The organism is Aureimonas psammosilenae (genome assembly GCF_009176975.1).
In the GTDB taxonomy this organism is placed as follows: domain Bacteria; phylum Pseudomonadota; class Alphaproteobacteria; order Rhizobiales; family Rhizobiaceae; genus Plantimonas; species Plantimonas psammosilenae.
Map to the genome: position 1 here is coordinate 1 of NZ_WEZG01000010.1, position 21,082 is coordinate 21,082.

Here is a 21,082-nt window from a genome sequence, read left to right on the forward strand (position 1 = left end):
CCAAGCGATAGTGGCCTTCCCGTTTCCATCAATTTGGATACCGCTTACTTTAATTGAGCTTAGGCGCTCAGCTCGCGGTTTCATAATTGCGTTCGAAAGGTGAAACATTCCATCGATTTCGGCTGAAGTGACGCTTGTGCCACGAGTTACAAGGTCACTGACAACGCTTGCTGCGTGCTGCATTTTTTTATGCGCTGCCATAGCAAGGCATACGTCCAAGCCTCCGATGTACAGTAAGAGCAGGATCGGTAACGCGAGTGCGAATTCAATCGCACCTGTGCCGTCTCGGTTTTTCAGATAGCGGTATGGAGATTGAGACGTTACTGCTTCAAACAGCCATCTGAAGCCAGCGGTAAAGCCTTGGCGGTCGCGAATAATACTCACTCGAAGTTCTCGTTTTTGAACGCGACGGTCGAGCCAATCAGGAACGTTCCGTTCTTTTGACCAGCGAGAAAGACCCGCGCCTTATCGAAGACGAGAGGCCATTCGTAGTAGACTTGGAGTGCCATGATTTTGGAAGCAGCGCCTGGCATATATTGAAAGCCAGCCGTGTTGAGTGTCTTGCTTCCTGCCGCCCCCGTGACAGGCGGGCCATCTGGTAAGTCTTTATAAGAAGCGTATTCACGCAGATCGATATTCAACTTCGAACAATCGAACATAGTCCCAGCCACCGAACACATTCGGCTACGGAAGTCGGTTGCCGTCAGGTTTGAGAGTTTCACTTCTCCCGTTCTTACCTGCCGCCCCATCTTCTCAACCGCATGTATGAGGCTGACTTCTGCTAGGAAAGAGACGCCACTTTCCATACAAACTGCGAGTACCAAGAAGAAAGGCACTGCTAGTAGACCAAACTCAACTGCCGATGCCCCTCGATCGTGCCAGACGAAATGAGTTAGCCTACTGAGCTTTCGATGTGATCGCATGCTCAACTCTTAGCTTGAAAGTAATTTTGGTCTAAACCCCTACCGTTACTGCATTATTAACCCGTCAAGATGGGTGAGAGTTTACCTTCAACTACTAAATTTGCCGGCCAACAGTTCCGGACGCGTAACGGTGAACGTGGGCTTTACGTCGGCATATGCCGTTCGGTCTGGAGACCACAGTGGCACTTGCAAGATCCGGCTTTTCGAAGGTGTGTAAGCCTCGGCTCATGGCCTAAGTTTCGGCTTGCCGGATCCGTTTGCCAACGCCTTCTGCGCCTTTTCTTCGAGTTCACGGGCTTGGGCATCGCGTATCATTTGCATTATCGGATCAGGGTCGTGATTGCCGTTTGCTTGGCTTCCAGGTTGCATGGAGGCAAGAGCTGTCTCGATAGCGGCCCACGACCAGCGGACGCACCCAGCGCTGAGCTTCAGCGGCTTTGGAAGAACGCCACCTCGCACGAGTGCGTAAACCTGCGTTTCGCTGATCTCCAGTTCGGAGGCGAGCGTCTTAATGTTGACTTAGGAGGGGACGTTTCCAATCGGCATGCGGTTTCTCGCGTGGTGTCGGCAGACTGTCGCAAACGCCGCAACTGTCGCAAGCCCTGAACTGATTTCCAGCGCGCCGAACCTTCGCAACTTTCGCAACATTCGCAGGGGTCGAACTAATTTTCGGCGCCGGCCGATGGGGTTTCGAAGGTTTTGAGGGTTTGCGATCCAGGCAAATCTAGAAAATTTGCGATGGTGGTGGTGTGAGCACCGCTGGCTCACAGCGTCCGTTTCAGCGGGTCTATTTCATCCGCTACTGCCAGCGACCACTCCACCCATTCAGGAAGAGGCACATGCAAGCGCAGCGTTCGGCCGGCCGCCGCTTCTACCTGCACGGCTTCCACGTATGCGCGAAGGTCGCAAGCTTCCCTCCATGCTTTGGCATCGGCTCGTAGATCGACTTTCCGCTGCTTACGGCGTTCGTACTCGCGCTTACGCTCCGCTTCCGCCTCTTCCTGTCGTGCTTGAGGGAGTTACTGGCTTCGATAACAACTATGTCGCTTAAGGCAGCCTAGTTATCAGATGGAATAATGGCGCTAGCCCAGCGGCTGGCGCCATATCCGCAACGATCACAGAGATGAGATGGCCCGCCTAACCAGTTCACTGGCAGTTCTGCCCATTGTCGCTGGTAGCGGGCAGAACGTCATCACCTAGACGTTCAGACTAACGCAGACGCTTCAGCTTTTTGAGAAGGGTCGCGTCAAGACGATCCAACATGCTGGCGATTTCGGCCCCGCTATCACCAAGTCCGGCGCTCAATTCCTGTTCTACGCCAACCATCAACTCCTCTATCTGAGCCCTCTTGGCGATGCCGTCTGGCGTCAAAACGAGATTGGTTTTCCTGAGGTCTGAAGGGTGCGGAACCCTCTGTATCAGTCCATCTCTAACCAAGCGATCAGCCATCTTCGAGACAGTGGATGCGCGGACGTTCAACGCATCAGCAACGCCGCTAACCCCCACGGAACCATCGAGAGGTAAAGCGTGAATGAGCTGGTCTTGGCCGGCTTCTAGGCCAATCTTTTCAAGCTTCGCCACCATGAACGCTCGGGTGTATTTCGATATCAACAGGAGCTGCCATGTGAGCTCTACGCTTTCGAAGGGCTTCCGGTTGGCGACGTCGTCCATAGAAATGGCAGCACCTTTTGGAGAAGTATTAAGCTTCGCCACCTTCATTTCCTTTTCCGTAGCTGACCTCCGACACCGACATGCGGCGTGCCGTCTTGGAACAGGACGCGGGCGTGTTCGAAAACGGCGGCAGGTCCTGATGTTTGAGGCGACTGGTCGATACGCCTGCCGACTTGACGCAAAAACATTGTCCGTTCGTTGCCGAAAAATTGCGAAGCGGATGTTCTGGAACGCCAATCAGCGAACTGAGAAATTGAAGGCCTAGGGCAACCTGTCTCCGTTGACATCTAAGGTGTAACGAAACGGCGCTTAATCGCTTTAAGTGCGCTATCACTTGCTGCCTTCGATCGAACTCATCGACTTACCGGCCGGTCTGCCGTTCCTGCAGGTACAAAAGACGAGCCAAGCATTGCCGCAGGTCTGGGTCCTCAACGGCTTTCAACTGCTCTTGGGCAGCCGGGCTTAGGACGAATGATGGGTCGTAGGGTGCAAGCATGTCGGCCCGCGCAATTCCAACAACATTGCAAAGGCGGTTCAACAGCTCGTCCTGCTCAGAAGTCGTCGCATTCTGCATTTCCGTAGACAGCTTACAGTCGTCGTTCATTGCTTGCAGCATCACCGCCCCTAGAACTCAACCTGAAGTACGTGCAGCAAATGTTCATTGCATCCAAAGCACTCAGTGCTGACAGTTTCATTGTGGTACCGATAAGGCGACTTTCGTTATGGAAATCGATAGCCACGGTTCTGAAGGTCCACTGCGTGAGGCAATCACTCATTTGATGGCAGCTTTGGAGGCTGCGCAGCGATCGCCAAGCCAGGGAATGCTCGTCCGGTTGATTGAAGCCGTTGTGCTTCACGCGGGACGTGAACTCGCTCACGAGACGATGGCGACGCAGCCTGCCGCTTCAGACGATGTATGACACGACCATAGGACGTCGAATGGAATGGGAATTCGTTTGCGCCTCGAGTTGATTACCGAGGCGTAGCAAAAAGCCATCGAGACCACGGACATAATTGAGCGGCGGAAGAAGTTGACGGTGGCTAACAAACAGTGAAGCGCGGTTGATAATATTCTCGAAAGCCGTTTCCAAGGGAAATGCGCAAAGTGAAGGCTACGTGGTCAAGTCCTAGCCCACGCAGCCTTGTCGGTCACTGTGGTTCGATAGTTGTCAGGCCTTCGACGCCATTGCCTGGGCGTGCTTCAAATGTTCGCTGACAATCGGCACCGCTTTTGTAGCCACTGCCTTCAGAGCGGCATCGTCGCCATTCTGCGCATAGTCAGAATGCAAATCCACGGCTTCCTGATGTGCCATGACCTGAAGCTGCATATACTTCTCATCGAAGCTGGCAGCCGGTGCGCTTTGTAGCTGCTTCAGCATTTCGGCATGCTTGGGCATCATCTCTTTCGGAACAGAGATGTCGTCGGTCTTGGCTGCGGCAGTGATCTCCTTCGTCGTCATCGTGTGATCCGTGATCATCTGCTGGGCAAACTTGCGGACATTGTCCGACTTGGACTTCTCCAAAGCCTCCTTACTCGATGCAATCTCGAGCATGTCAGACGACGCCGCCATCGAAACATACTCTTTGGCTGTCATGCTTTTCATCGCAACCGAAGTTGCAGACTGCTCGGACGCATTTTGCGCAAACGATACAGTAGGAATGGACATCGCAAGAGCGATGCCGAGTGCTTGTACGTACTTCATGTTGTCACCTCATTCATGCCGATAGCCGAGCTTTGCGAACGCCCTCGAGAAGCTCCTATGGCAGGGCAAGCCACGGCGAACTCTTCCGTTCCGTGCTGGCTATCGGCAAAGGAGCGAGCCGAGACCCATTTACGATATTGATCCTAAGTTGGCTCTGATCGTTGCAGGTGAACCGGAGGTACTAAGGCGGGCACCCGACATGTCTTCGGCCGTCGTCGCGCTTGTGCCACTGGGAGCGCTACTGCAGTCAGCGAAGCATTCTCGCAAGATTGGTGCTGGATCGACGTCTCACCGGAGGCACATACCTATCAACACTGTCACGTGTTGATCTCGCCAATGTGTACAGCCATCGTCAGGAGGCGTTATGCAGGACGAACCTAAAACAGGGCCGTTGAAGTTTGGAGATGATGCCCCGGAAGGCACACCTGGCACTGGGGAAAATCTTTGCCCCGATTGTGTTGGATCCGGGATAATAGATGGAATGGATTGTCCAGTCTGCCAAGGAACTGGCATCGTCCAGGAAGGTATTGGCGGCGCGTGATCGGTGGTCCAGCGCACTGGCACTTACTGTATTCGGTCAGATGACGAAGGATGTGCCGTCTAACGTCTCGCGATCACAACAGTGTAGTCATTGCCCGGGCGAGGTAGTGTTACACCGCCACCGAAAAGAGGCCGGAGTTGGCTCAGGATTTCCAGTCCGTCGAGAAGGCGCATACAACGTTTAATCGCCGACCTTCGCCATTGCATCTGACGAAGTAAGTCCGTTCCATGAACCGACCCTTGTCCGCCAGACGATCGATAAATGTTCCCTCTTATGCTCATGGCTGGCGCAGGATAATCGGAAGCGTAGTTTTGGAACGTCCTTTTCCCGCAATTCCTTTCGTCGTCACTGCCGTCCCTAAACGGCGTGATCAACAAGGAATACGATGTTCTACACAGATGGTAAGCTGCAGTTTCCCGTCCGGGTCGAAAAGCCGAACCCGGTCTTCGCAAAGGCATTGCAGCAGGCGATTGGCGGGGTCGAAGGTGAGATCCGCGTCGCGATGCAGTACATGTTCCAGGCTTTCGGAGCACGCGGTCCCGCCAAGTATCGCGACATGCTTCTGAACACTGCAACAGAAGAGCTCGGCCACATCGAGATGCTGGCAACTGCCGTCGCTTTGAACCTCGAAGGCGCGCCTTTGTCCCTGAAGGAGGATATCTCCGCCGATGTGGCGGGCGGTGCAGTCCTAAACGGCATGGATATGCGTCATATTCTATCGGCTGGGCTCGCTGCCATGCCAGTCGATGCTAACGGTGTGCCATTCGATATGTCTCATGTCTACGCGTCAGGGAATATCGCGGCCGACATGTATTCGAATGTCTGCGCCGAAAGCACAGGCAGGGCTCTGGCCGTGCGGCTGTGGAACATGACCGACGATCCTGGAATGAAGGAGATGTTGAGTTTCATGATTGCACGCGACACGATGCATCAACAGCAATGGCTGGCTGCATTGGAAGACATGGGAGGTGATCAAATGAACCTACCGATCCCAAACTCCTTCCCCCAGTCGGAAGAGAACCAGAAATTCTCTTACGCCTATTTCGGCCACATGACCGACGGTTCGATCCCTGAAGGGCGCTGGACCTCCGGCCCATCTATTGACGGCAAGGGTGAGTTTACTGCGATGCAGTCCGAGCCGATGGGCGGCAAGCCGTCGCTCGCGCCCGCACGTCCAGATGGAGGGGCTCAGACAGGGCAGACGTCCAAGTCGGGATCCGAAGGCCTTCTAGGCCGGATCGAAGGCGCTATCGAACGAAACATTTGAGGTCACTCGTTTCGTTGTCGGGCGGGCAATCCGCCCGACAGCTTCATCGAGCGTATAACCGAACAAACAGTTCTTTAACGCTTTTTGAATTGGTAGAACACGTTCTGCTGTTGGAAGGTCAGCAAGCTGATGCGAACCAAGCTTCATATCTTGAAAGACGAGTTTCTTTCGGATCTGCAAACGCTGCGGCTGCTTTAGTTAGCTCAGGAGCAGGCCAACTATTTTTCGAAGGAGGGTTCGATGACAGGACAACGTTCCGTTTCGACCATCGAAACTAAAAACCCGCCGCCGAACGCAGAGATTGTCGGCTACCTGTTACATATCACGAAGACTATCCGGCAGCTGCAAGGTCTCGTTCTAGCGCCAATCGGTGTTTCAGCGGGGCAAGACCATTTCCTCCTTACGCTTTTAGAAGGTGGATCCCGATCGAGTGTTGCCGTAGGTAGATCACTCAACGTCAGACCGTCGACGGTCTCAAAGATGGCCGATATCTGCGAGCGAAAGGGGTGGGTTCGGCGTGCCGCAGGCCAGGACGATCACCGCAAGGTTTATCTTGATCTGACTGACGAAGGCGTAGCTGCAGCGCATAAAGTTCAGACGGTCACGTCGGTGTTCGAGAAAGAGCTGACGTTGTTATTTGCCGACGCCGCAGATACAGCCCCGGTCATTAGACAAATGGATGCCATCTTGGCGAAGATGCTCAGCCGCCTTCGGTAAGACCTGTTCGCAAACCCGACGCCATCCCCCTGTCTTGATATCGTTCGCCGGGACATTGAAGGCGCTGCGGATCTTCCGCAACCTTACGGCGATACCTCACCATGTTCGGCGGTGCCGAGATGCTGCTTCCTACGGATCGACGGCAAGCTTCATCTCCGCTGCGGTGTGTGGACCGTCGCGACATTGGCGACGGCAGAGGGATGGGGCTGGCTGGCAAGAGCGACGGTATGACCGCTTAGAGTTCGATTTTCGCCCGCTTCGGTTTGGCCTTTGGCCTCTTGCTCGTCTTTCGACGCGGTGTCCTGGCGGCTCGCTCCTCTTCCAAGCGCTCCTTTCGTTGACGCTCCCGCGCCTGGACGATCAGCCTTTCGCCCTCGAACATCTCGCGCTGCCCTGCCGCCACCTGCGTGCGCTGGCCTAGAAGCGTCGAGGCCGTGAACTGAAGCGCGCCGGCAACCAGCATCGATCGACCGCAGTCGATATCCGCATCCGAGGAGAAGTCGCCAAACTCGCGCTTCAGGTTCAGGATCTGCTCAATTTCGAAAGACGGGGGCAGGTGCCCGATCGCCTGCACATAGGCGTGGTAGGCATGCGCGGTCTCGATGCATTGGGTGACGATCTCCCAGGACCGACCCGCGCCGCGTGTGACCCGCAGCAGGTTCGCCGTCAGAGTGACGAGGCTCCATCGAAGTTCAGCCAGTCGGTGCTCGTGCTGGATGTCTGCCGAGCTACGTTCTGAGACGACGCGAAGGTGAGGCGGATGGTCGGACATGCCCTCACGCTACCCAAGAGGGGAGGGCGCGCAAGATTGGTGGAGGCTGAACCGAACGCAGGAAGACAACAGCGCACAATGGCGCACTGCGTGATGACGGAATGGGGAAGAAAGTGGGGAAGCTTCGCCAGTGATGGCACAAACTATAGTAACTGCAGTAACTTAGATCGGTGAAATGGTGGAGCTAAGCGGGATCGAACCGCTGACCTCTACAATGCCATTGTAGCGCTCTCCCAGCTGAGCTATAGCCCCATCCTTTTCGGCGGGTCTTTCGACCCTTCCGCCGCCGGACCGGAGCGCCTGGGATGCGCTCGTTTCGTCCTGCTGGAGCGGCTTCATAAAGAAGCCGCCCGGAGAGATCAAGCGCCAAATCGCGCTTGGCGGAAGAAAACCGCCGGGACCTGCCGGCAGCCCTCAGGCATCAATCGTCGTCGTCCTCGCGCGAGCCGATGATGTCCGTCATGTCATCGTCGTCCTCGTCTTCTTCTTCGAGGAAGGTATCGTCGTCGCCCCCATCCTCGACCTCGACATCCTCGTCGTCATCGACGTCGACGCTGTTCTTGGCGCCCGTATCGTCGTCTTCCTCGACTTCGCTCAAGGAAACGGTCTCGGCCGCGTCGTCCGCCGCTTCGACGGTCTCGGTCTCGGCTTCCTCGTCTTCTTCCACGACCTTGCCGCGCGGCGCGGGCGCGCTCGCCTGGAAGAAGGAAAGGGGATAGGACGTGCCGGTATAGGGCGACACGATCGGGTCCTTGCCGAGGTCGTAGAACTTGCGACCCGTTTCGGGGCAGATGCGCTTGGTGCCTAGTTCGGATTTGGCCATTCTCACCTCGCGGGCTAAGAGTTCGGCCGTTCGGCCGGGAACTGGGGCATTGGAAAAACGGGGTCCCTTAGGACCTCGACCGCTCCTTGTCAAAGCAGCCGAGCGCGCCTAGTCGCGCGGGCGGGAAAGGGATGGCAAGCCATGGTGAAGGCAGGCGCGGCCGACCGTTCGGCGGGTGTCGCAGACGTCTCGCCCCTGCCGGATGGCGCGCGGCTGGAGGGCTTGGGGACGGCGTTTCGCCTTGCGCTTCTTCTGGCTGCCCTCGCATCCGGCCGCACCCGTTTGAGGGGTTTTGCGAGGCCTGAAGAACTGGCCCACCTGGCCGCTGCCTTGCGTGGTCTCGGCGCGCTCGTGCGGCGCGAAAGCGAGGATTGGATCGTGGATGGCGTCGGCAACGGCTGCCTTCTGGAGCCGAGGGAACCGCTCGATCTATTGGGCGACCCGGCAAGCGCCGTGCTCCTCGCCGGGCTGGTGGCGGCCTACGACTTTCCGACGACGCTGATCGTCGGCGAAACCCTGTCGCCCATCCTGGATCGGCTCGCCGCACCCCTGCGCCTCGTCGGTGCCGAGATCGCCAAGAAAAATGGCGGCGCTGGCCTGTGCATTCGGGGACCGCGCGTCGCCGCCCCGGTGGCCCATCGCCCGGACGTTCCTTCGCAAGGGCTGAAAGCGGCTCTTCTTCTCGCCGGCCTCAATGCGCCGGGCACGACGAGCCTCGCTGAGCCCGGCAGTGTGCCCGACCCCGTGGAACGGCTTCTGACGGTTTTCGGCGCCGCGCTTGCCGTCGAGACGAATGCGGGCGGCGAAAGGGTTCTGCGCCTCGAAGGGCAGGGCGCGCTGCGGGCGGTGCCGGAACTCGCCTTGCCTGAGGTTCTGCACCTCGGCGAAGCGGGATAAGCGACGGTGGGAAGTCTCGCAGCCTTTCTCGCGCTTCTCGTGTTCTTTGCGCCCTTGTCCTTCATCTACGGGCGGAGCGTCGCTTCACGCATCGCGCGCGAGGCCTCGGCGCGCGGGCGCTCGCGCTTCGCGCTCGGATGGCCGAAGCTCGTTTGGCCGGTTCTTGTCGGCGCGGCGCTGATCTATCGCGCGCTCGGCGGGCGGGCAGAGGGCGCGACGAGCGGCTGGGCGACGCTCGACGCGGCGCTTGCTCTCATCGATTTTCTCGGCGGCGCGGCGCTCGTGCTGTTCTTCGTCGCCGTGCCCTTCGTTCTCGGACGCGTCTTCGGCGTCGTCGCTGCGCTGGCGGGATATTTCGGGGAGAATGCCGCGCCGCCCTTGCGGGATGGAAACGAGAGCGGCAATGGGGCGGGTTCGAGCGGGCCGCAGCCCGGAAAGGAACGCTTCGGCATGACGGCACGGCTCACCATCGCCATCGACGGCCCGGCGGCGGCCGGCAAGGGCACGCTCGCCAAGCGCTTGTCGGAGCGCTACGCCCTTGCCCATCTCGATACGGGGCTTCTGTATCGCGCGGTCGGCCGGCGGGCCTTCGCACAAGGCGTCGACCTCGACGATGGCGAGGCGGCCGGCGCGGTGGCGCGGGCGCTGACCCCGAGCGCCCTCGACGACGGTTCGCTGCGTGGCCGGGAAGCGGGGGAACTGGCGAGCCGCGTTGCCGCACACCCTCAAGTGCGCGCCGCGCTCGACGCTTTCCAGCGCGATTTCGCCCGCCGGCCGGGCGGCGCTGTTCTCGACGGCCGCGACATCGGCACGGTGATCGCGCCGGATGCGGAGGTGAAGATCTTCGTCACCGCCAGCGCCGAGGTGCGCGCCCGGCGGCGCACGGAGGAGCTTTCCGCCAAGGGCCGCCCGGTGGACTACGAGCGCATCCTGGCCGAGGTGCGCGAGCGCGACGCGCGCGATGCCGGACGCACTGTGGCACCCTTGAAGCCCGCGCCCGACGCGCACTTGCTCGACACGAGCGAACTGGATATAGAAGCCGCGTTCCAGGCCGCTTGCGAGCTGATCGATCGGTTCCTGGCTGGCCGGAACGCATGACATGAGGGCGGCTCTCTTTGTGAGAGCGCGCCCTTTTCAGCTATGAACCCTGCCGACGGCCGGTCCTCAAGCGCCGACCGGGAGCCGCGAAAAGCGCGGCCGCCCCGGAGCCCGATCCCAGCCTCCGAAACGAGGCCGGTCTCGGGTGGACCGATCGCCGGCGAAACGCAACGCGAACCCCGTGAACGGCGCCGTCTTCCCAGCCGCCAAGCCGGCCGTGGAAGGCTCCCCAAGGAGAACGAATGTCAAATCTGAACCCGTCGCGCGACGATTTCGCGGCACTGCTCGAAGCTTCCTACCACGATCATGACGTCGCCGAAGGCACCGTGGTCAAGGGTACGGTCGTCGGCATCGAGAAGGACATGGCCGTCATCGACGCCGGCCTGAAGGTCGAAGGTCGCGTGGCGCTGAAGGAATTCGGCGCGAAGGGCCGCGAAGGCGAGCTGAAGATCGGCGACACCGTCGAGGTCTATGTGGAGCGCATCGAGAACGCGCTCGGCGAAGCCGTCCTGTCGCGCGACAAGGCGCGCCGCGAGGAAAGCTGGGTCAACCTCGAGGTCAAGTTCAACGCCAACGAGAAGGTCGAAGGCACGATCTTCAACCAGGTCAAGGGTGGCTTCACCGTCGATCTCGACGGCGCCGTGGCCTTCCTGCCGCGTTCCCAGGTCGACATCCGTCCGATCCGCGACGTGACGCCGCTCATGAACACGCCGCAGCCCTTCCAGATCCTCAAGATGGACAAGCGCCGCGGCAACATCGTCGTGTCGCGCCGCACCGTTCTGGAAGAGTCGCGCGCCGAACAGCGCTCGGAAATCGTGCAGAACCTCGAGGAAGGTCAGGTCGTCGACGGCGTGGTCAAGAACATCACCGATTACGGTGCGTTCGTGGACCTCGGCGGCATCGACGGTCTCCTCCATGTCACCGACATGGCGTGGCGTCGCGTCAACCATCCGACCGAGATCCTGCAGATCGGCCAGACGGTTCGCGTCCAGATCATCCGCATCAACCAGGAAACCCACCGCATCTCGCTCGGCATGAAGCAGCTCGAGGCCGATCCGTGGCAGGATATCGGTGCGAAGTTCCCGGTCGACACCAAGGTCGTGGGTCGCGTCACGAACATCACGGACTACGGCGCCTTCGTGGAGCTGGAGCCGGGCATCGAGGGCCTCATCCACGTTTCCGAGATGAGCTGGACCAAGAAGAACGTCCATCCCGGCAAGATCCTCTCCACCACCCAGGAGGTCGAGGTCGTCGTGTTGGAAGTCGATCCGGTCAAGCGCCGCATCTCGCTCGGCCTCAAGCAGACGCTCCGCAACCCGTGGGAAGTCTTCGCCGAGAACCATCCGGTCGGCACGATCGTCGAGGGCGAGGTCAAGAACAAGACCGAGTTCGGCCTGTTCATCGGTCTCGACGGCGACGTCGACGGCATGGTGCACCTGTCGGATCTCGACTGGAACCGTCCGGGCGAGCAGGTCATCGACGACTTCAACAAGGGTGACGTGGTGAAGGCGCAGGTTCTCGACGTCGACGTCGAGAAGGAGCGCATCTCGCTCGGCATCAAGCAGGTCGGCACCGATTCCTTCGCGGCGCCGGAAGCCGGCGATCTTCGTCGCGGCGCGATCGTCACCTGCGAGGTCATCGCGGTCAACGACGGTGGCATCGAGGTGAAGCTCACCGACTCGGACATGACCTCCTTCATCCGTCGCGCCGATCTCGCCAGAGATCGCGACGAGCAGCGCCCGGAGCGCTTCTCGGTCGGCCAGAAGGTCGATGCGCGTGTCACGCAGTTCGACAAGAAGGCTCGTCGTCTCGGCGTGTCCATCAAGGCGCTGCAGATCGCGGAAGAGAAGGAAGCCGTCGCGCAGTACGGTTCGTCCGACTCGGGCGCCTCGCTCGGCGACATCCTCAGCGCCGCCCTCAAGGGCCGTGGCGAGGACGAGTAACGGCTGATCCCCAGTCGTCTCGATCGGCAAACATCGGAACCCGCGGCGCACCAGCGCCGCGGGTTTTTCGCATTTCAAACGCCGATCGTCCCCGTGTCATCAATTCAGGTGACGACAGCCCTTCGAGAATCGCGTCCCCTTTCTTCGGCGGAGTCTTTCGTTCCGCGATCGGAGAAAGCGACATGCCGAGAAGCCTCCCGATTCTCGCGATTCTATCCATTCGAGCGTTTGCGGGCTGTTCGCAGTCCGTGCCGACGGCGGGGCCGGGTTCCGGTCTGTTGCGTCCCGGCCAGTCGTCGAACTTGTCGAAACCGAAGATATTGGCCAGCTATCGCGCCGGTCTTGACGCCGGACATGGAGCTTCTGTTCACTGCGTCGTTGACTGGTGGGACGAGTAAGGGACATGGCGTCGATCGACGACGTGATTGACGGCTTCTACGAGGCATCCGAACGGCCGGACATTCTTCCCAACGCCGTCGGCGCCGCGCATCGCCATTTCCGCTCGCAGTCCGGCGGCCTCTACGTGCAGAGCCTGCGTCAGAACGCCGGACCGATGTCAGGCGCCGAGGCCGCCATCGCGCTCGGCTACGATCGCAACTGGCTGCAACTGTATTTCGAGCGCTATTATGCCAGCAACCCGATGTTCGAGCTGACCAAACGGCTCGGCACCGGGCGCGTGGTGACCGAAGCCGACACGCTTCGCTTCCCCCAGGCTCGGCCCTATCTCGACAGCGAATTCTACGTGGACTGGGCTCGTCCCCAAGGTCTGCGGCACGTCATGGGCGAGTTTCTGGAGCGTCAGAACGACGGTGTTCTGATCATGGCCGTTTGGCGGACGGCGGCGGAAGGAGGCTATCTGCCGGAGGAGGCTGCGGATTTCGGCCGTTTGAACCGGCATATCTCGCGGGCGCTCGATGTCGGCGCGCGTTTGCGCGCGGCGGAAGCGGAAATGGAAACGCTGATCGGGCGAATGCCGTCCGCCGTCTTCACCATCGGGCGCGACGGGCGTCTCCGGCAGACCAATGCGGCGGCCGACGCGCTTCTGACGGCCGGCATCGCCTTGCGGAACGAGGGGGGCCGGCTGCGAACCGTGACGCCGGAAGATCAGCCGGGGCTGGATCGCCTGCTCGCCTGCGCCTTCGAATCGAAGTTCGCCGCCTGGGCCGAAGGCGCGCGGCTGCCGCTTCGCCGCTCGGACGGCAAACCGCCGTTGGTGGCCCGCGCCATCGTGGTGGCGGGGCGCTTCGATCCCTTCGGCCTCGATCGTTCGGCCTCCATGATCCTGACCGTCGATGGCTATCCGGACGAGGAGCCTTTGACGGAAGCGCGCCTTCAGCGGCGTTTCGGCCTGAGCCCGGCCCAGGTCCGCGTCGCCATGCAGATGCGGGACGGCAAAACGCCGACGGAAGCTGCCGCAGCGCTCGGTCTGTCGGTGGAAACCGTGCGCACGCATCTGAAGGCCCTTTTCGCGCGCACCGGCACGAAGCGCCAGATGGAGCTCGCGCTGCTTCTGCAACGGGAAGGGCGCTGACGCATGGCGAGGAAGAGGATGCCCACGGGCGATCGCTCGTGCCGCGGCAGGCATGGGAGCTGGTCAACATGACGACAATCGATCGGGTGATCGACGGGATCTACGAGGCATCGGCGCGCCCCGGCGCCTGGGAAAGCGCCATCGGCGCCGTCACCGAGTTCTTCCATGCCGCATCCGGCGTTCTTTACGTCGAAGAACGCGATATCGACCGGTTTCGCCTGCTGGAGCCAATTTCCATCGTCGGCTTCGGCCCGTCCGCCATCGCGTCTTATCTCGGCTATTACGATGCTCTCAACCCGTTCAATTCATGTGCAATGCAGAGCGAGAGCGGTGTTCTCACCGAAGCCAGCCTTGAAGCGCAACAGCGCGGGACGGTGTGTTTTGAGGAAACCGAATATTATCGCGACTGGGTCCGACCGCAGGGTATCCGCCACGTCGTTGGCCAGCGGCTCCGCTTCAGCGAAGACAAGATCCTTACCGTCAACTTCTGGCGTCCTGCGGATGCGGGCTTCTATAGCGAGGAGGAGATGGGGACGCTGGAGCGGATCAGCCGGCATCTCAACCGCGCGCTCGACATCGGCGCGCGCCTGTGCACGGCGCAGGCCGAGATGGAAACGGTGCTGGAGCGCATACCATCCGCCGTTTTGACGCTCGGCCGTGACGGCCGTGTCCGGCAGGCGAACGCGGCGGCGGACGAGATGCTGGCGAGCGGCACCGTTTTGCGAAGCGATGGTGGCCGGCTGCGGGCCACGATCGTGCAGGATCAGGCACCGCTCGACAGGTTGATCGCCGCCGCTCTCGATCCGCGCATCGCGAGCTCGGTTGAAAGCGCCCGCGTGACGCTGCGAAACCGCAATGGGGGGCCGCGGGCGAGTGCGCGGGTCGTCGCCGTTTCGGAGCGTTTCGATCCTTTCGCGCCGGACCGCGCCGCTTGCGTGGTTCTGATGGTGGAGGGCTTGGGAAAGGACGAGGGAAAGATCGAGGCGCGCCTTCGCCGCCGCTTCGGCCTCACCCCCATGCAGACCCGCGTCGCGATGCAGTTGCGCCAAGGCCGGTCCGTGGCGGAGGCCGCCGACGCGCTGGACCTGTCTTCGGCAACCGTACGCACCCATCTGAAAGCGCTTTTCGCCTGCACCGGAACGAATCGCCAGACCGAACTCGCGCTGCTTCTCCACGGCGAAGGAGAACGCTGAGACGACTCGATGTAACGGATCACCCAAATGGGGGAGATTTTCGACTTCACCTTGGGGAACTTTTCCGCTCCATCCAGAAACGAAAAAAGAACGGCGTCGAGGGGAGGAACCGACGCATTCGCCGAGCGGCCCTGTCGCCTGGATGCAACGCTCGGCGCCACAAACGAGCCGCCGGGTGACTGATTTCGGCCTCGTCCATTGTTCGGCGAGAACCGGTCGATAAAACCGTCCGCAAGATCGATCCCAAAGGGTCGGCGCGTCGGAGTTTCGTTCCATGACAAAAGCCGCCCTGGGCTTCTGCCTTCTGTCCCTTTTCCTCGCCGGCCATGCGCGCGCCGCCGATGTTTACGAGGAAGCGGCAAGCGCCCGTCCGACCACCACCGATCTCGTGATCGAGCTTGGCGTCGGCGGCCGAATGATGCCCGAATATGCCGGCGCGAAGGACTACCAGTTCTCGCCCTATCCGATCGTCAGCGTCGATTACCTGAGCCTTCCGGGCCTCTTCACCTTCGGCAGCATCGACCCGCAGCGCGGCGGCTTCTCCATCGGCCCGTCCTTCGAGTTCATCGACAAGCGCAATGCCGCCGACTACGACGAGCTTCAGGGCCTTCGCGATGTCGACGCGACCTACGAGGCGGGCGTGAAGCTCGGCTACGAATGGGATTTCGCGGAAGTCTACGGCGAGTTCCGCTATGCCTTCGGCGGCGCGGACGGCTTCGTCGGCGATGTCGGGGCCAATCTCGTGGCGCGTCCCTCGCAGGAATGGCAGTTGAAGGCCGGCCCGACGCTTTCCTTCGCGTCCGGCAAGTACATGAACGCGCTTTTCGGCGTCAGCGACAGCGAATCCATCGCCACCGGCGGGCGTCTCGACGCCTATGACGCCGACGGCGGCTTCAAGTCGGCGGGCGTGGCTGCTTCCGCGCGCTACGAGTTCCGCCCGACCTGGTTCCTCAACGCCGACGCGTCCTGGAACCGCTTCATCGGCGACGCGGAGGATTCGCCGATCGTGAAGACCGGCGACGAGAACCAGTACACGGTCGGCCTCGGCATCTCGAAGCGCTTCTCTCTCGACCTCTTCTGAACCTCTAGCCGAACGGCGGTCAGACGTGCTGGCCGCCATTGATGTGGATCTCCGAGCCCGTCACGTAGGACGCCTGGTCGGAGGTCAGGAAGAAGATGATGTCCGCGACTTCCGCCGGCTTGCCGAGGCGGCGCAGCGGGATGTTCTCCACGATCTTCTCCGTGCCGGGCGACAGGATCGCGGTGTCGATCTCGCCGGGCGCGATGGCGTTGACGCGGATGCCGGACGGGCCGAAATCGGCCGCCATCTCTCGCGTCAGCGAGGCGAGCGCCGCTTTGGAGGTCGCATAGGCGGTGCCTGCGAAGGGATGGACGCGGCTACCGACGATCGACGTGACGTTGACGATCGAGCCCTTGGCCGCGCCGAGTTCCTTCTGGAGACCGCGCGCCAGCATGATCGGGGCGAAGAAGTTCACTTGAAAGACGTCGCGCCACATATGCATGGGCGTGCGGATGGAATCGAGGCGCGCCCCGCCGTCGCCCTTCGGCGAGATCGCGGCATTGTTGACGAGTGCATGAAGGCAGGAGCCGTTGGCTTCCAGCCGCCGGCGAATCTCGGAAATGGCGAAGCCCACGTCCTCGGGGTCGGCGAGATCGACCTTGATGTGGTCTTCCGGTCCCGCCGGCCAGGGGCAGTCCTCGGCGAAGGGCTGGCGCGAGCAGGTGATCACCCGCCAACCTTCGCGCGAAAAGCGCTTCACCGTCGCATGGCCGATGCCGCGCGACGCGCCCGTCAGAACCAGGGTCTTGCGCTTGTCCGTCGCCTCGTCCTGCATCGCCGTCTCCTTGGCCGCCGGGCCGTTCGCCGTGCGAAAAACGCCTGTCGCGGAAACAGGGCTTTCGCCGAAGGGAAGGCGATGGCACGGAATGGCGCGACACGCAAAGGCCGGAACCGAAACTCGATGCTTCTCATGCCTCTCCCATGCCGCTGACATCGCTGCCGCGTCTGCCGGTTTCCGACGTGCTGCCCGACCTGAGCGAAGCCTTGGAGCGCCATGGCAGCGCGGTTCTGGTCGCCCCGCCCGGTGCCGGCAAGACGACGCTCGCGCCGCTACATCTCCTCCATGCGCCCTTCATGGCGGATGGTCGGATCATCCTCGTGGAGCCGCGACGCCTCGCCGCGCGGGCGAGCGCCCGGCGCATGGCCGCGATGCTGGGTGAGGAGGTCGGCGAAACGGTCGGCTGGCGCATGCGGCTCGACACCCGCATCACCAGGCGCACGCGCATCGAGGTCGTGACGGAAGGCGTCTTCACCCGCATGATCCTGTCCGACCCGGAGCTTTCCGGCGTTTCGCTGGTGGTTCTCGACGAGTTCCACGAGCGCTCGCTCGACGCGGACCTGTCCCTGGCGCTCGCCCTCGACGTGAAGGGGGCGCTGCGCGAGGATTTGCGGCTTCTCGTCATGTCGGCGACGCTGGACGGGGCGAAGGTCGCGGGGCTGCTTGGGGAGGCTCCGGTGGTGACCAGCCTCGGTCGCGCCTTTCCCGTGGTAGTCCGCTACCGCGAACGGCCGGGAACGGTGAGTGTCGAGGACGCGGCCGCCGAGGCAGTCAGGGATGCCTTGGCGAAGGAGGAGGGGAGCATTCTCGTTTTTCTTCCCGGCCAGCGCGAGATCGAGCGCGTCCATGAGCGCCTCGCGCCATTGAGTTCCCCGGTCCTCGCCATCGCTCCCTTGTTCGGCGCGATGGAAGGGCGGGAGCAGGATCTCGCCATCCGCCCCGCCCCAACTGGCACCCGCAAGGTGGTGCTGGCCACCGCCATCGCGGAAACCTCGCTCACCATCGACGGCGTGTCGGTGGTGGTGGATTCGGGGCTTCGGCGACAAGCCGCCTTCGAGCCGGCCACCGGCCTGTCGCGGCTGGAAACGGTGCGCGTGTCGAAAGCGGGCGCCGACCAGCGCACCGGGCGCGCCGGGCGCACCGCGCCGGGCGTCGCGATCCGGCTTTGGCGCGAGGAACAGACCGCTGCGCTGGAGCCCTTCGACCGACCGGAAATCGTGAGTTCCGATCTGTCCGGTCTCGTTCTCGACTGCGCCGCCTGGGGTGTGTCGGACCCTCGCGCACTCGCCTTTCTCGATCCCCCGCCGGCGCCCGCGCTCGCCGAGTCGCGCGCGCTTCTCCTTGATCTCGGTGCGCTGGGCGGCGAGGGCCGTTTGACGCCGACCGGCGAGGCGATGCGCGCCTTGCCCCTGCCGCCGCGCTTGGCGCGCATGGTGGTGTCGGCCCCGCGCGAAGCGAAAATGACGGCGGCCCGTTTGGCCGTGCTTCTCACCGAGCGCGGTCTCGGCGGGGTCGATGTCGATCTCGGCGAGAGGCTCCGGCGCTTTCGCGCCGAGCGGGGCGGGCGAGCCAAGGCGGCGGAGGCCCTCGCGCGGCGCATCGCGGGTGAGGGCGCCGGCTCGAACGAGGACGAGATCGGCGGCCTTCTGGCGCTCGGCTTTCCCGACCGCGTGGCGCAGGCGCGCGGCAGCCGGGGCGCATTCGTTCTCGCCAACGGCCGGGGCGGGGTCGTGGACGCGATCTCGAACCTCGCCGCCGAGACCTTCATCGTCGCCGCCGACCTTCAAGGCGCGGCCAAGGCGGCCCGCATCACCGCCGCCGCCGCGATCTCCCGCGAAGCGATCGAAACGCTTCTGGCGGACCGCATCGTCGAGGAAACGGTCACTGCCTTCGATGCTGAAAGAGGCGAGGTCCGCGCTCGCGCCCTTCGCCGCCTCGGACGCGCCGTTCTGGTGGAGCGGCCCGTCGCCGTGCCGACGGGAGAGGGGGCGACAGCCTTGGCCGAGGGCATCCGCGCGCGCGGGCTCGCCGCCTTGCCCTTCGGCTCCGAAGGCGAGCGCCTGCGCCGCCGTCTCGTTTTTCTGCGCCGATCGCTGGGTGACCCCTGGCCGGACGTGTCGGACGAACAGCTTCTCGAAACGCTGGAGCATTGGCTTCTGCCCTTTCTTCCCGGCGCGACGCGGATCGCCGCGATCGGGGCGGGCGCGTTGCACGAGGCGCTGATGGCGCTGGTGCCGGACGGCGAGCGACGGCGGATCGAGGCGCTCGCCCCTTCGCATTTCGAAGCGCCCACCGGCTCGCGCCTGCCGATCCGCTACGAGGAGAACCAGCCGGTCCTGAGCGTGCGCGTCCAGGAACTCTTCGGCCTGACAAGCCATCCCGCCATCGCCGGCGGGCGTCTTCCCCTGACGCTGGAACTCCTGTCCCCGGCCCATCGACCGATCCAGATCACCCGCGACCTGCCCGGCTTCTGGGCCGGCTCCTGGCGCGATGTGCGCGCCGATCTTCGCGGGCGCTACCCCAAGCATTTCTGGCCGGAGGACCCCGCCACCGCCGCCCCGACGGCCCGCGCCAAGCCGCGATCCTGAACGGCTCCGCTTGTCGAACGGGGGCAAGAGAGGCTCGGGTCGCTAGCTCCATGCCGCAGGGAAGGCAGGCTTTGCGCAGCGCGTTTTCGACCGCCCGAACGTCTCGTGACCCGCGCCAAGCCGCGATCCTGAACGGCTCCGCTTGTCGAACGGGGGCAAGAGAGGCTCGGGTCGCTGGCTCCATGCCGCAGGGAAGGCAGGCTTTGCGCAGCGCGTTTTCGACCGCCCGAACGTCTCGTGACCCGCCCGTCCTTTTCGGCAGCAAATGCCACGTGCATGGTAACCATTCTGCCCCAAAGGAATGCTGACGGCCCCTCGGACATTGCATGTCGCCGGTCGCGTGGTATGGAAGAAATCGTTCTTGAAAATTCGAGACCGGACAGATGGTCGCTAAAAATAATTCTGAGCTCGTTGGCATTCAGATGCTGCGAGGGGTTGCGGCTTTACTGGTTGTTGTCCATCACACGCTGGAAATTTCCAACGGAAGCACGGGAAGCTTCAGTCCGGATTGGTTTACGCTGAGCGGGGCTGCCGGCGTCGACATCTTCTTCGTCATCAGCGGTTTCATCATGGTCTACAGCGCGTTTCGTCCCCGGCGAGACCCCATGAGACCTGTCGATTTCATGAAGCGCCGATTGATCCGTATCTATCCGTTCTACTGGCTTTGCCTTTTGGCGATGATGAGCCTGCATCTCGTCGGCTTCATGCGGAATCATCCTCTGACCCCCGGCAATGTCATCCATTCCTTTCTTCTTCTGCCGGGAGAAGACCTGATCATCGACGTCGCCTGGACGCTTCGCTACGAAGTCTTCTTCTATGTCGTCTTCGCGGTCGCTCTCCTGTCGGCGTCCAAGTTGCGGACCGTTCTGATCACCATCTTGGCGCTGGCGGCGATCATGCTGGTATCGCCGTTGCTTTCGTCCGGGGAAATCTCGTCCTTCTTCTCCAGCCCGATCCTGATCGAGTTCTGTCTCGGGGCGGTTCTGGCGCTGGTGCCGGCCCAGATGCTTCGGCCGTGGACTGCGGTGTTTCTTTGCGCCGGCATGGCTGGAATCCTCGCGTCCTCGCTCATGATCCCTGCGGCGTCCACGAACGGTCTGGAGGGATGGGCAAGGGTTCTGGGCTGGGGTGTCCCCGCCGCCTGCATCGTGGCCTCTTCCGTGAACTGGATTCGGGGAAGCTCCTGGCTCGGACAGGCCTTGGAGCATCTCGGCGACGCGTCCTATTCGCTTTATCTAACGCACGTCTTCGGCATGATCGCCTATGGTTTCCTGATCAAGGCCACGGCAATCGGCGACTGGCCGCAGGTCTACATGGTTCCGCTCGTGACGCTCGGTTGCTGCGCGGTCGGCATGGTCGCGCATGTCGTGGCCGAAAAGCCGCTCACGCAATTCATGAACCGGAGAAGGGCGACCGCGCCCTCGGCTGCTGTCGCGACCTGATCCGCTTCCGTTGAGGGAACCGCTGAGCGGTCGCGGGACCGGTTGAACGGGCGAATGGCGTCGCCATCGGAACAGCCATTGCCTGCGACCGCTCGACACGCGGCGCAACGGCGG

General features: G+C 62.1%; 17 protein-coding genes, 1 tRNA gene and 1 pseudogene. 10 read left to right on the forward strand and 9 right to left on the reverse strand.

What is annotated here, in order from left to right; genetic code table 11:
• The 5 genes and pseudogenes from F9929_RS16485 to F9929_RS16500 form a co-directional block, all read right to left on the reverse strand.
• A partial coding sequence (locus F9929_RS16485; RefSeq protein ID WP_193227807.1) for a TadE/TadG family type IV pilus assembly protein occupies window positions 1–384 on the reverse strand: 384 nt, incomplete at its 3' end.
• Window positions 381–641, reverse strand: a complete 261-nt coding sequence (locus tag F9929_RS16490) for a hypothetical protein (RefSeq protein ID WP_152047693.1) — start codon at window positions 639–641, stop codon at window positions 381–383. The genes F9929_RS16490 and F9929_RS16485, both read right to left, overlap by 4 nt.
• 123 nt (window positions 642–764) lie before the next feature.
• Window positions 765–923: pseudogene (locus F9929_RS24875) on the reverse strand (TadE/TadG family type IV pilus assembly protein); the annotation flags it as partial.
• 1,209 nt (window positions 924–2,132) lie between these two features.
• A complete protein-coding gene (locus F9929_RS16495; RefSeq protein ID WP_152047694.1) occupies window positions 2,133–2,642 on the reverse strand; it encodes a MarR family winged helix-turn-helix transcriptional regulator in 510 nt (169 codons plus the stop codon).
• Between the two features lie 1,121 nt (window positions 2,643–3,763).
• Window positions 3,764–4,297: a DUF4142 domain-containing protein gene (locus F9929_RS16500; protein WP_152047695.1), complete on the reverse strand. Its 534-nt coding sequence runs from the start codon at window positions 4,295–4,297 to the stop codon at window positions 3,764–3,766.
• A 926-nt stretch (window positions 4,298–5,223) separates the two neighbouring features.
• Between F9929_RS16500 and F9929_RS16505 the strand changes: the two genes are divergently transcribed.
• The gene (locus F9929_RS16505; protein ID WP_152047696.1) at window positions 5,224–6,105 is read left to right on the forward strand and encodes a manganese catalase family protein; all 882 of its coding nucleotides are present in this window, start codon (window positions 5,224–5,226) and stop codon (window positions 6,103–6,105) included.
• Between the two features lie 240 nt (window positions 6,106–6,345).
• Window positions 6,346–6,822: a MarR family winged helix-turn-helix transcriptional regulator gene (locus F9929_RS16510; RefSeq protein ID WP_152047697.1), complete on the forward strand. Its 477-nt coding sequence runs from the start codon at window positions 6,346–6,348 to the stop codon at window positions 6,820–6,822.
• Between the two features lie 235 nt (window positions 6,823–7,057).
• Here the strand turns inward: F9929_RS16510 and F9929_RS16515 are convergent, their stop codons facing one another.
• From F9929_RS16515 to F9929_RS16525, 3 genes are all read right to left on the reverse strand, one after another.
• On the reverse strand, window positions 7,058–7,594 hold the full coding sequence (locus F9929_RS16515) for a hypothetical protein (protein ID WP_152047698.1): 537 nt from the start codon (window positions 7,592–7,594) through the stop codon (window positions 7,058–7,060).
• Between the two features lie 176 nt (window positions 7,595–7,770).
• A tRNA-Ala gene (locus F9929_RS16520) sits at window positions 7,771–7,846 on the reverse strand.
• Between the two features lie 169 nt (window positions 7,847–8,015).
• Entirely contained in the window at window positions 8,016–8,417 is a 402-nt protein-coding gene (locus F9929_RS16525) for a TIGR02300 family protein (RefSeq protein ID WP_152047699.1), read from the reverse strand.
• 141 nt (window positions 8,418–8,558) lie between these two features.
• Here F9929_RS16525 and F9929_RS16530 point away from each other — a divergent pair, with 141 nt between their 5' ends.
• From F9929_RS16530 to F9929_RS16555, 6 genes are all read left to right on the forward strand, one after another.
• Window positions 8,559–9,314, forward strand: a complete 756-nt coding sequence (locus tag F9929_RS16530) for a 3-phosphoshikimate 1-carboxyvinyltransferase (protein ID WP_152047700.1) — start codon at window positions 8,559–8,561, stop codon at window positions 9,312–9,314.
• A 450-nt stretch (window positions 9,315–9,764) separates the two neighbouring features.
• Window positions 9,765–10,412 (forward strand): (d)CMP kinase, encoded by a 648-nt coding sequence (cmk, locus tag F9929_RS16535; RefSeq protein ID WP_152047817.1) that lies wholly within the window; start codon window positions 9,765–9,767, stop codon window positions 10,410–10,412.
• 242 nt (window positions 10,413–10,654) lie between these two features.
• Window positions 10,655–12,355, forward strand: coding sequence for a 30S ribosomal protein S1 (gene rpsA / locus F9929_RS16540; RefSeq protein WP_152047701.1), 1,701 nt, complete (start codon window positions 10,655–10,657; stop codon window positions 12,353–12,355).
• Between the two features lie 403 nt (window positions 12,356–12,758).
• Window positions 12,759–13,886 carry a helix-turn-helix transcriptional regulator gene (locus F9929_RS16545; protein ID WP_152047702.1) on the forward strand — a complete coding sequence of 376 codons (1,128 nt, stop codon included), beginning with the start codon at window positions 12,759–12,761 and terminating at the stop codon, window positions 13,884–13,886.
• Between the two features lie 68 nt (window positions 13,887–13,954).
• The gene (locus tag F9929_RS16550) at window positions 13,955–15,079 is read left to right on the forward strand and encodes a helix-turn-helix transcriptional regulator (RefSeq protein ID WP_152047703.1); all 1,125 of its coding nucleotides are present in this window, start codon (window positions 13,955–13,957) and stop codon (window positions 15,077–15,079) included.
• A gap of 274 nt (window positions 15,080–15,353) precedes the next feature.
• On the forward strand, window positions 15,354–16,160 hold the full coding sequence (locus tag F9929_RS16555) for a MipA/OmpV family protein (RefSeq protein ID WP_152047704.1): 807 nt from the start codon (window positions 15,354–15,356) through the stop codon (window positions 16,158–16,160).
• 19 nt (window positions 16,161–16,179) lie between these two features.
• Here F9929_RS16555 and F9929_RS16560 read toward each other — a convergent pair whose 3' ends face one another.
• Entirely contained in the window at window positions 16,180–16,935 is a 756-nt protein-coding gene (locus tag F9929_RS16560) for an SDR family NAD(P)-dependent oxidoreductase (RefSeq protein WP_152047705.1), read from the reverse strand.
• A 152-nt stretch (window positions 16,936–17,087) separates the two neighbouring features.
• Here F9929_RS16560 and hrpB point away from each other — a divergent pair, with 152 nt between their 5' ends.
• Together hrpB and F9929_RS16570 are read left to right on the forward strand one after the other, a co-directional pair.
• Window positions 17,088–19,526: an ATP-dependent helicase HrpB gene (gene hrpB / locus F9929_RS16565; protein ID WP_193227814.1), complete on the forward strand. Its 2,439-nt coding sequence runs from the start codon at window positions 17,088–17,090 to the stop codon at window positions 19,524–19,526.
• Window positions 19,527–19,948: 422 nt separating this feature from the next.
• The gene (locus F9929_RS16570; protein ID WP_193227808.1) at window positions 19,949–20,968 is read left to right on the forward strand and encodes an acyltransferase family protein; all 1,020 of its coding nucleotides are present in this window, start codon (window positions 19,949–19,951) and stop codon (window positions 20,966–20,968) included.
• The last annotated feature ends 114 nt before the right edge of the window (window positions 20,969–21,082 follow it).

Coding starts and splice junctions, on each gene's coding strand:
- F9929_RS16525 (WP_152047699.1), bottom strand. CDS start 8,417: ATGGCCAAATCCGAACTAGGCACCAAGCGCATCTGCCCCGAAACGGGT.
- F9929_RS16500 (WP_152047695.1), bottom strand. CDS start 4,297: ATGAAGTACGTACAAGCACTCGGCATCGCTCTTGCGATGTCCATTCCT.
- F9929_RS16550 (WP_152047703.1), top strand. CDS start 13,955: ATGACGACAATCGATCGGGTGATCGACGGGATCTACGAGGCATCGGCG.
- F9929_RS16530 (WP_152047700.1), top strand. CDS start 8,559: ATGGTGAAGGCAGGCGCGGCCGACCGTTCGGCGGGTGTCGCAGACGTC.
- rpsA (WP_152047701.1), top strand. CDS start 10,655: ATGTCAAATCTGAACCCGTCGCGCGACGATTTCGCGGCACTGCTCGAA.
- F9929_RS16545 (WP_152047702.1), top strand. CDS start 12,759: ATGGCGTCGATCGACGACGTGATTGACGGCTTCTACGAGGCATCCGAA.
- F9929_RS16515 (WP_152047698.1), bottom strand. CDS start 7,594: ATGTCCGACCATCCGCCTCACCTTCGCGTCGTCTCAGAACGTAGCTCG.
- F9929_RS16555 (WP_152047704.1), top strand. CDS start 15,354: ATGACAAAAGCCGCCCTGGGCTTCTGCCTTCTGTCCCTTTTCCTCGCC.
- F9929_RS16570 (WP_193227808.1), top strand. CDS start 19,949: ATGCTGCGAGGGGTTGCGGCTTTACTGGTTGTTGTCCATCACACGCTG.
- F9929_RS16495 (WP_152047694.1), bottom strand. CDS start 2,642: ATGAAGGTGGCGAAGCTTAATACTTCTCCAAAAGGTGCTGCCATTTCT.
- F9929_RS16505 (WP_152047696.1), top strand. CDS start 5,224: ATGTTCTACACAGATGGTAAGCTGCAGTTTCCCGTCCGGGTCGAAAAG.
- F9929_RS16510 (WP_152047697.1), top strand. CDS start 6,346: ATGACAGGACAACGTTCCGTTTCGACCATCGAAACTAAAAACCCGCCG.
- F9929_RS16560 (WP_152047705.1), bottom strand. CDS start 16,935: ATGCAGGACGAGGCGACGGACAAGCGCAAGACCCTGGTTCTGACGGGC.
- cmk (WP_152047817.1), top strand. CDS start 9,765: ATGACGGCACGGCTCACCATCGCCATCGACGGCCCGGCGGCGGCCGGC.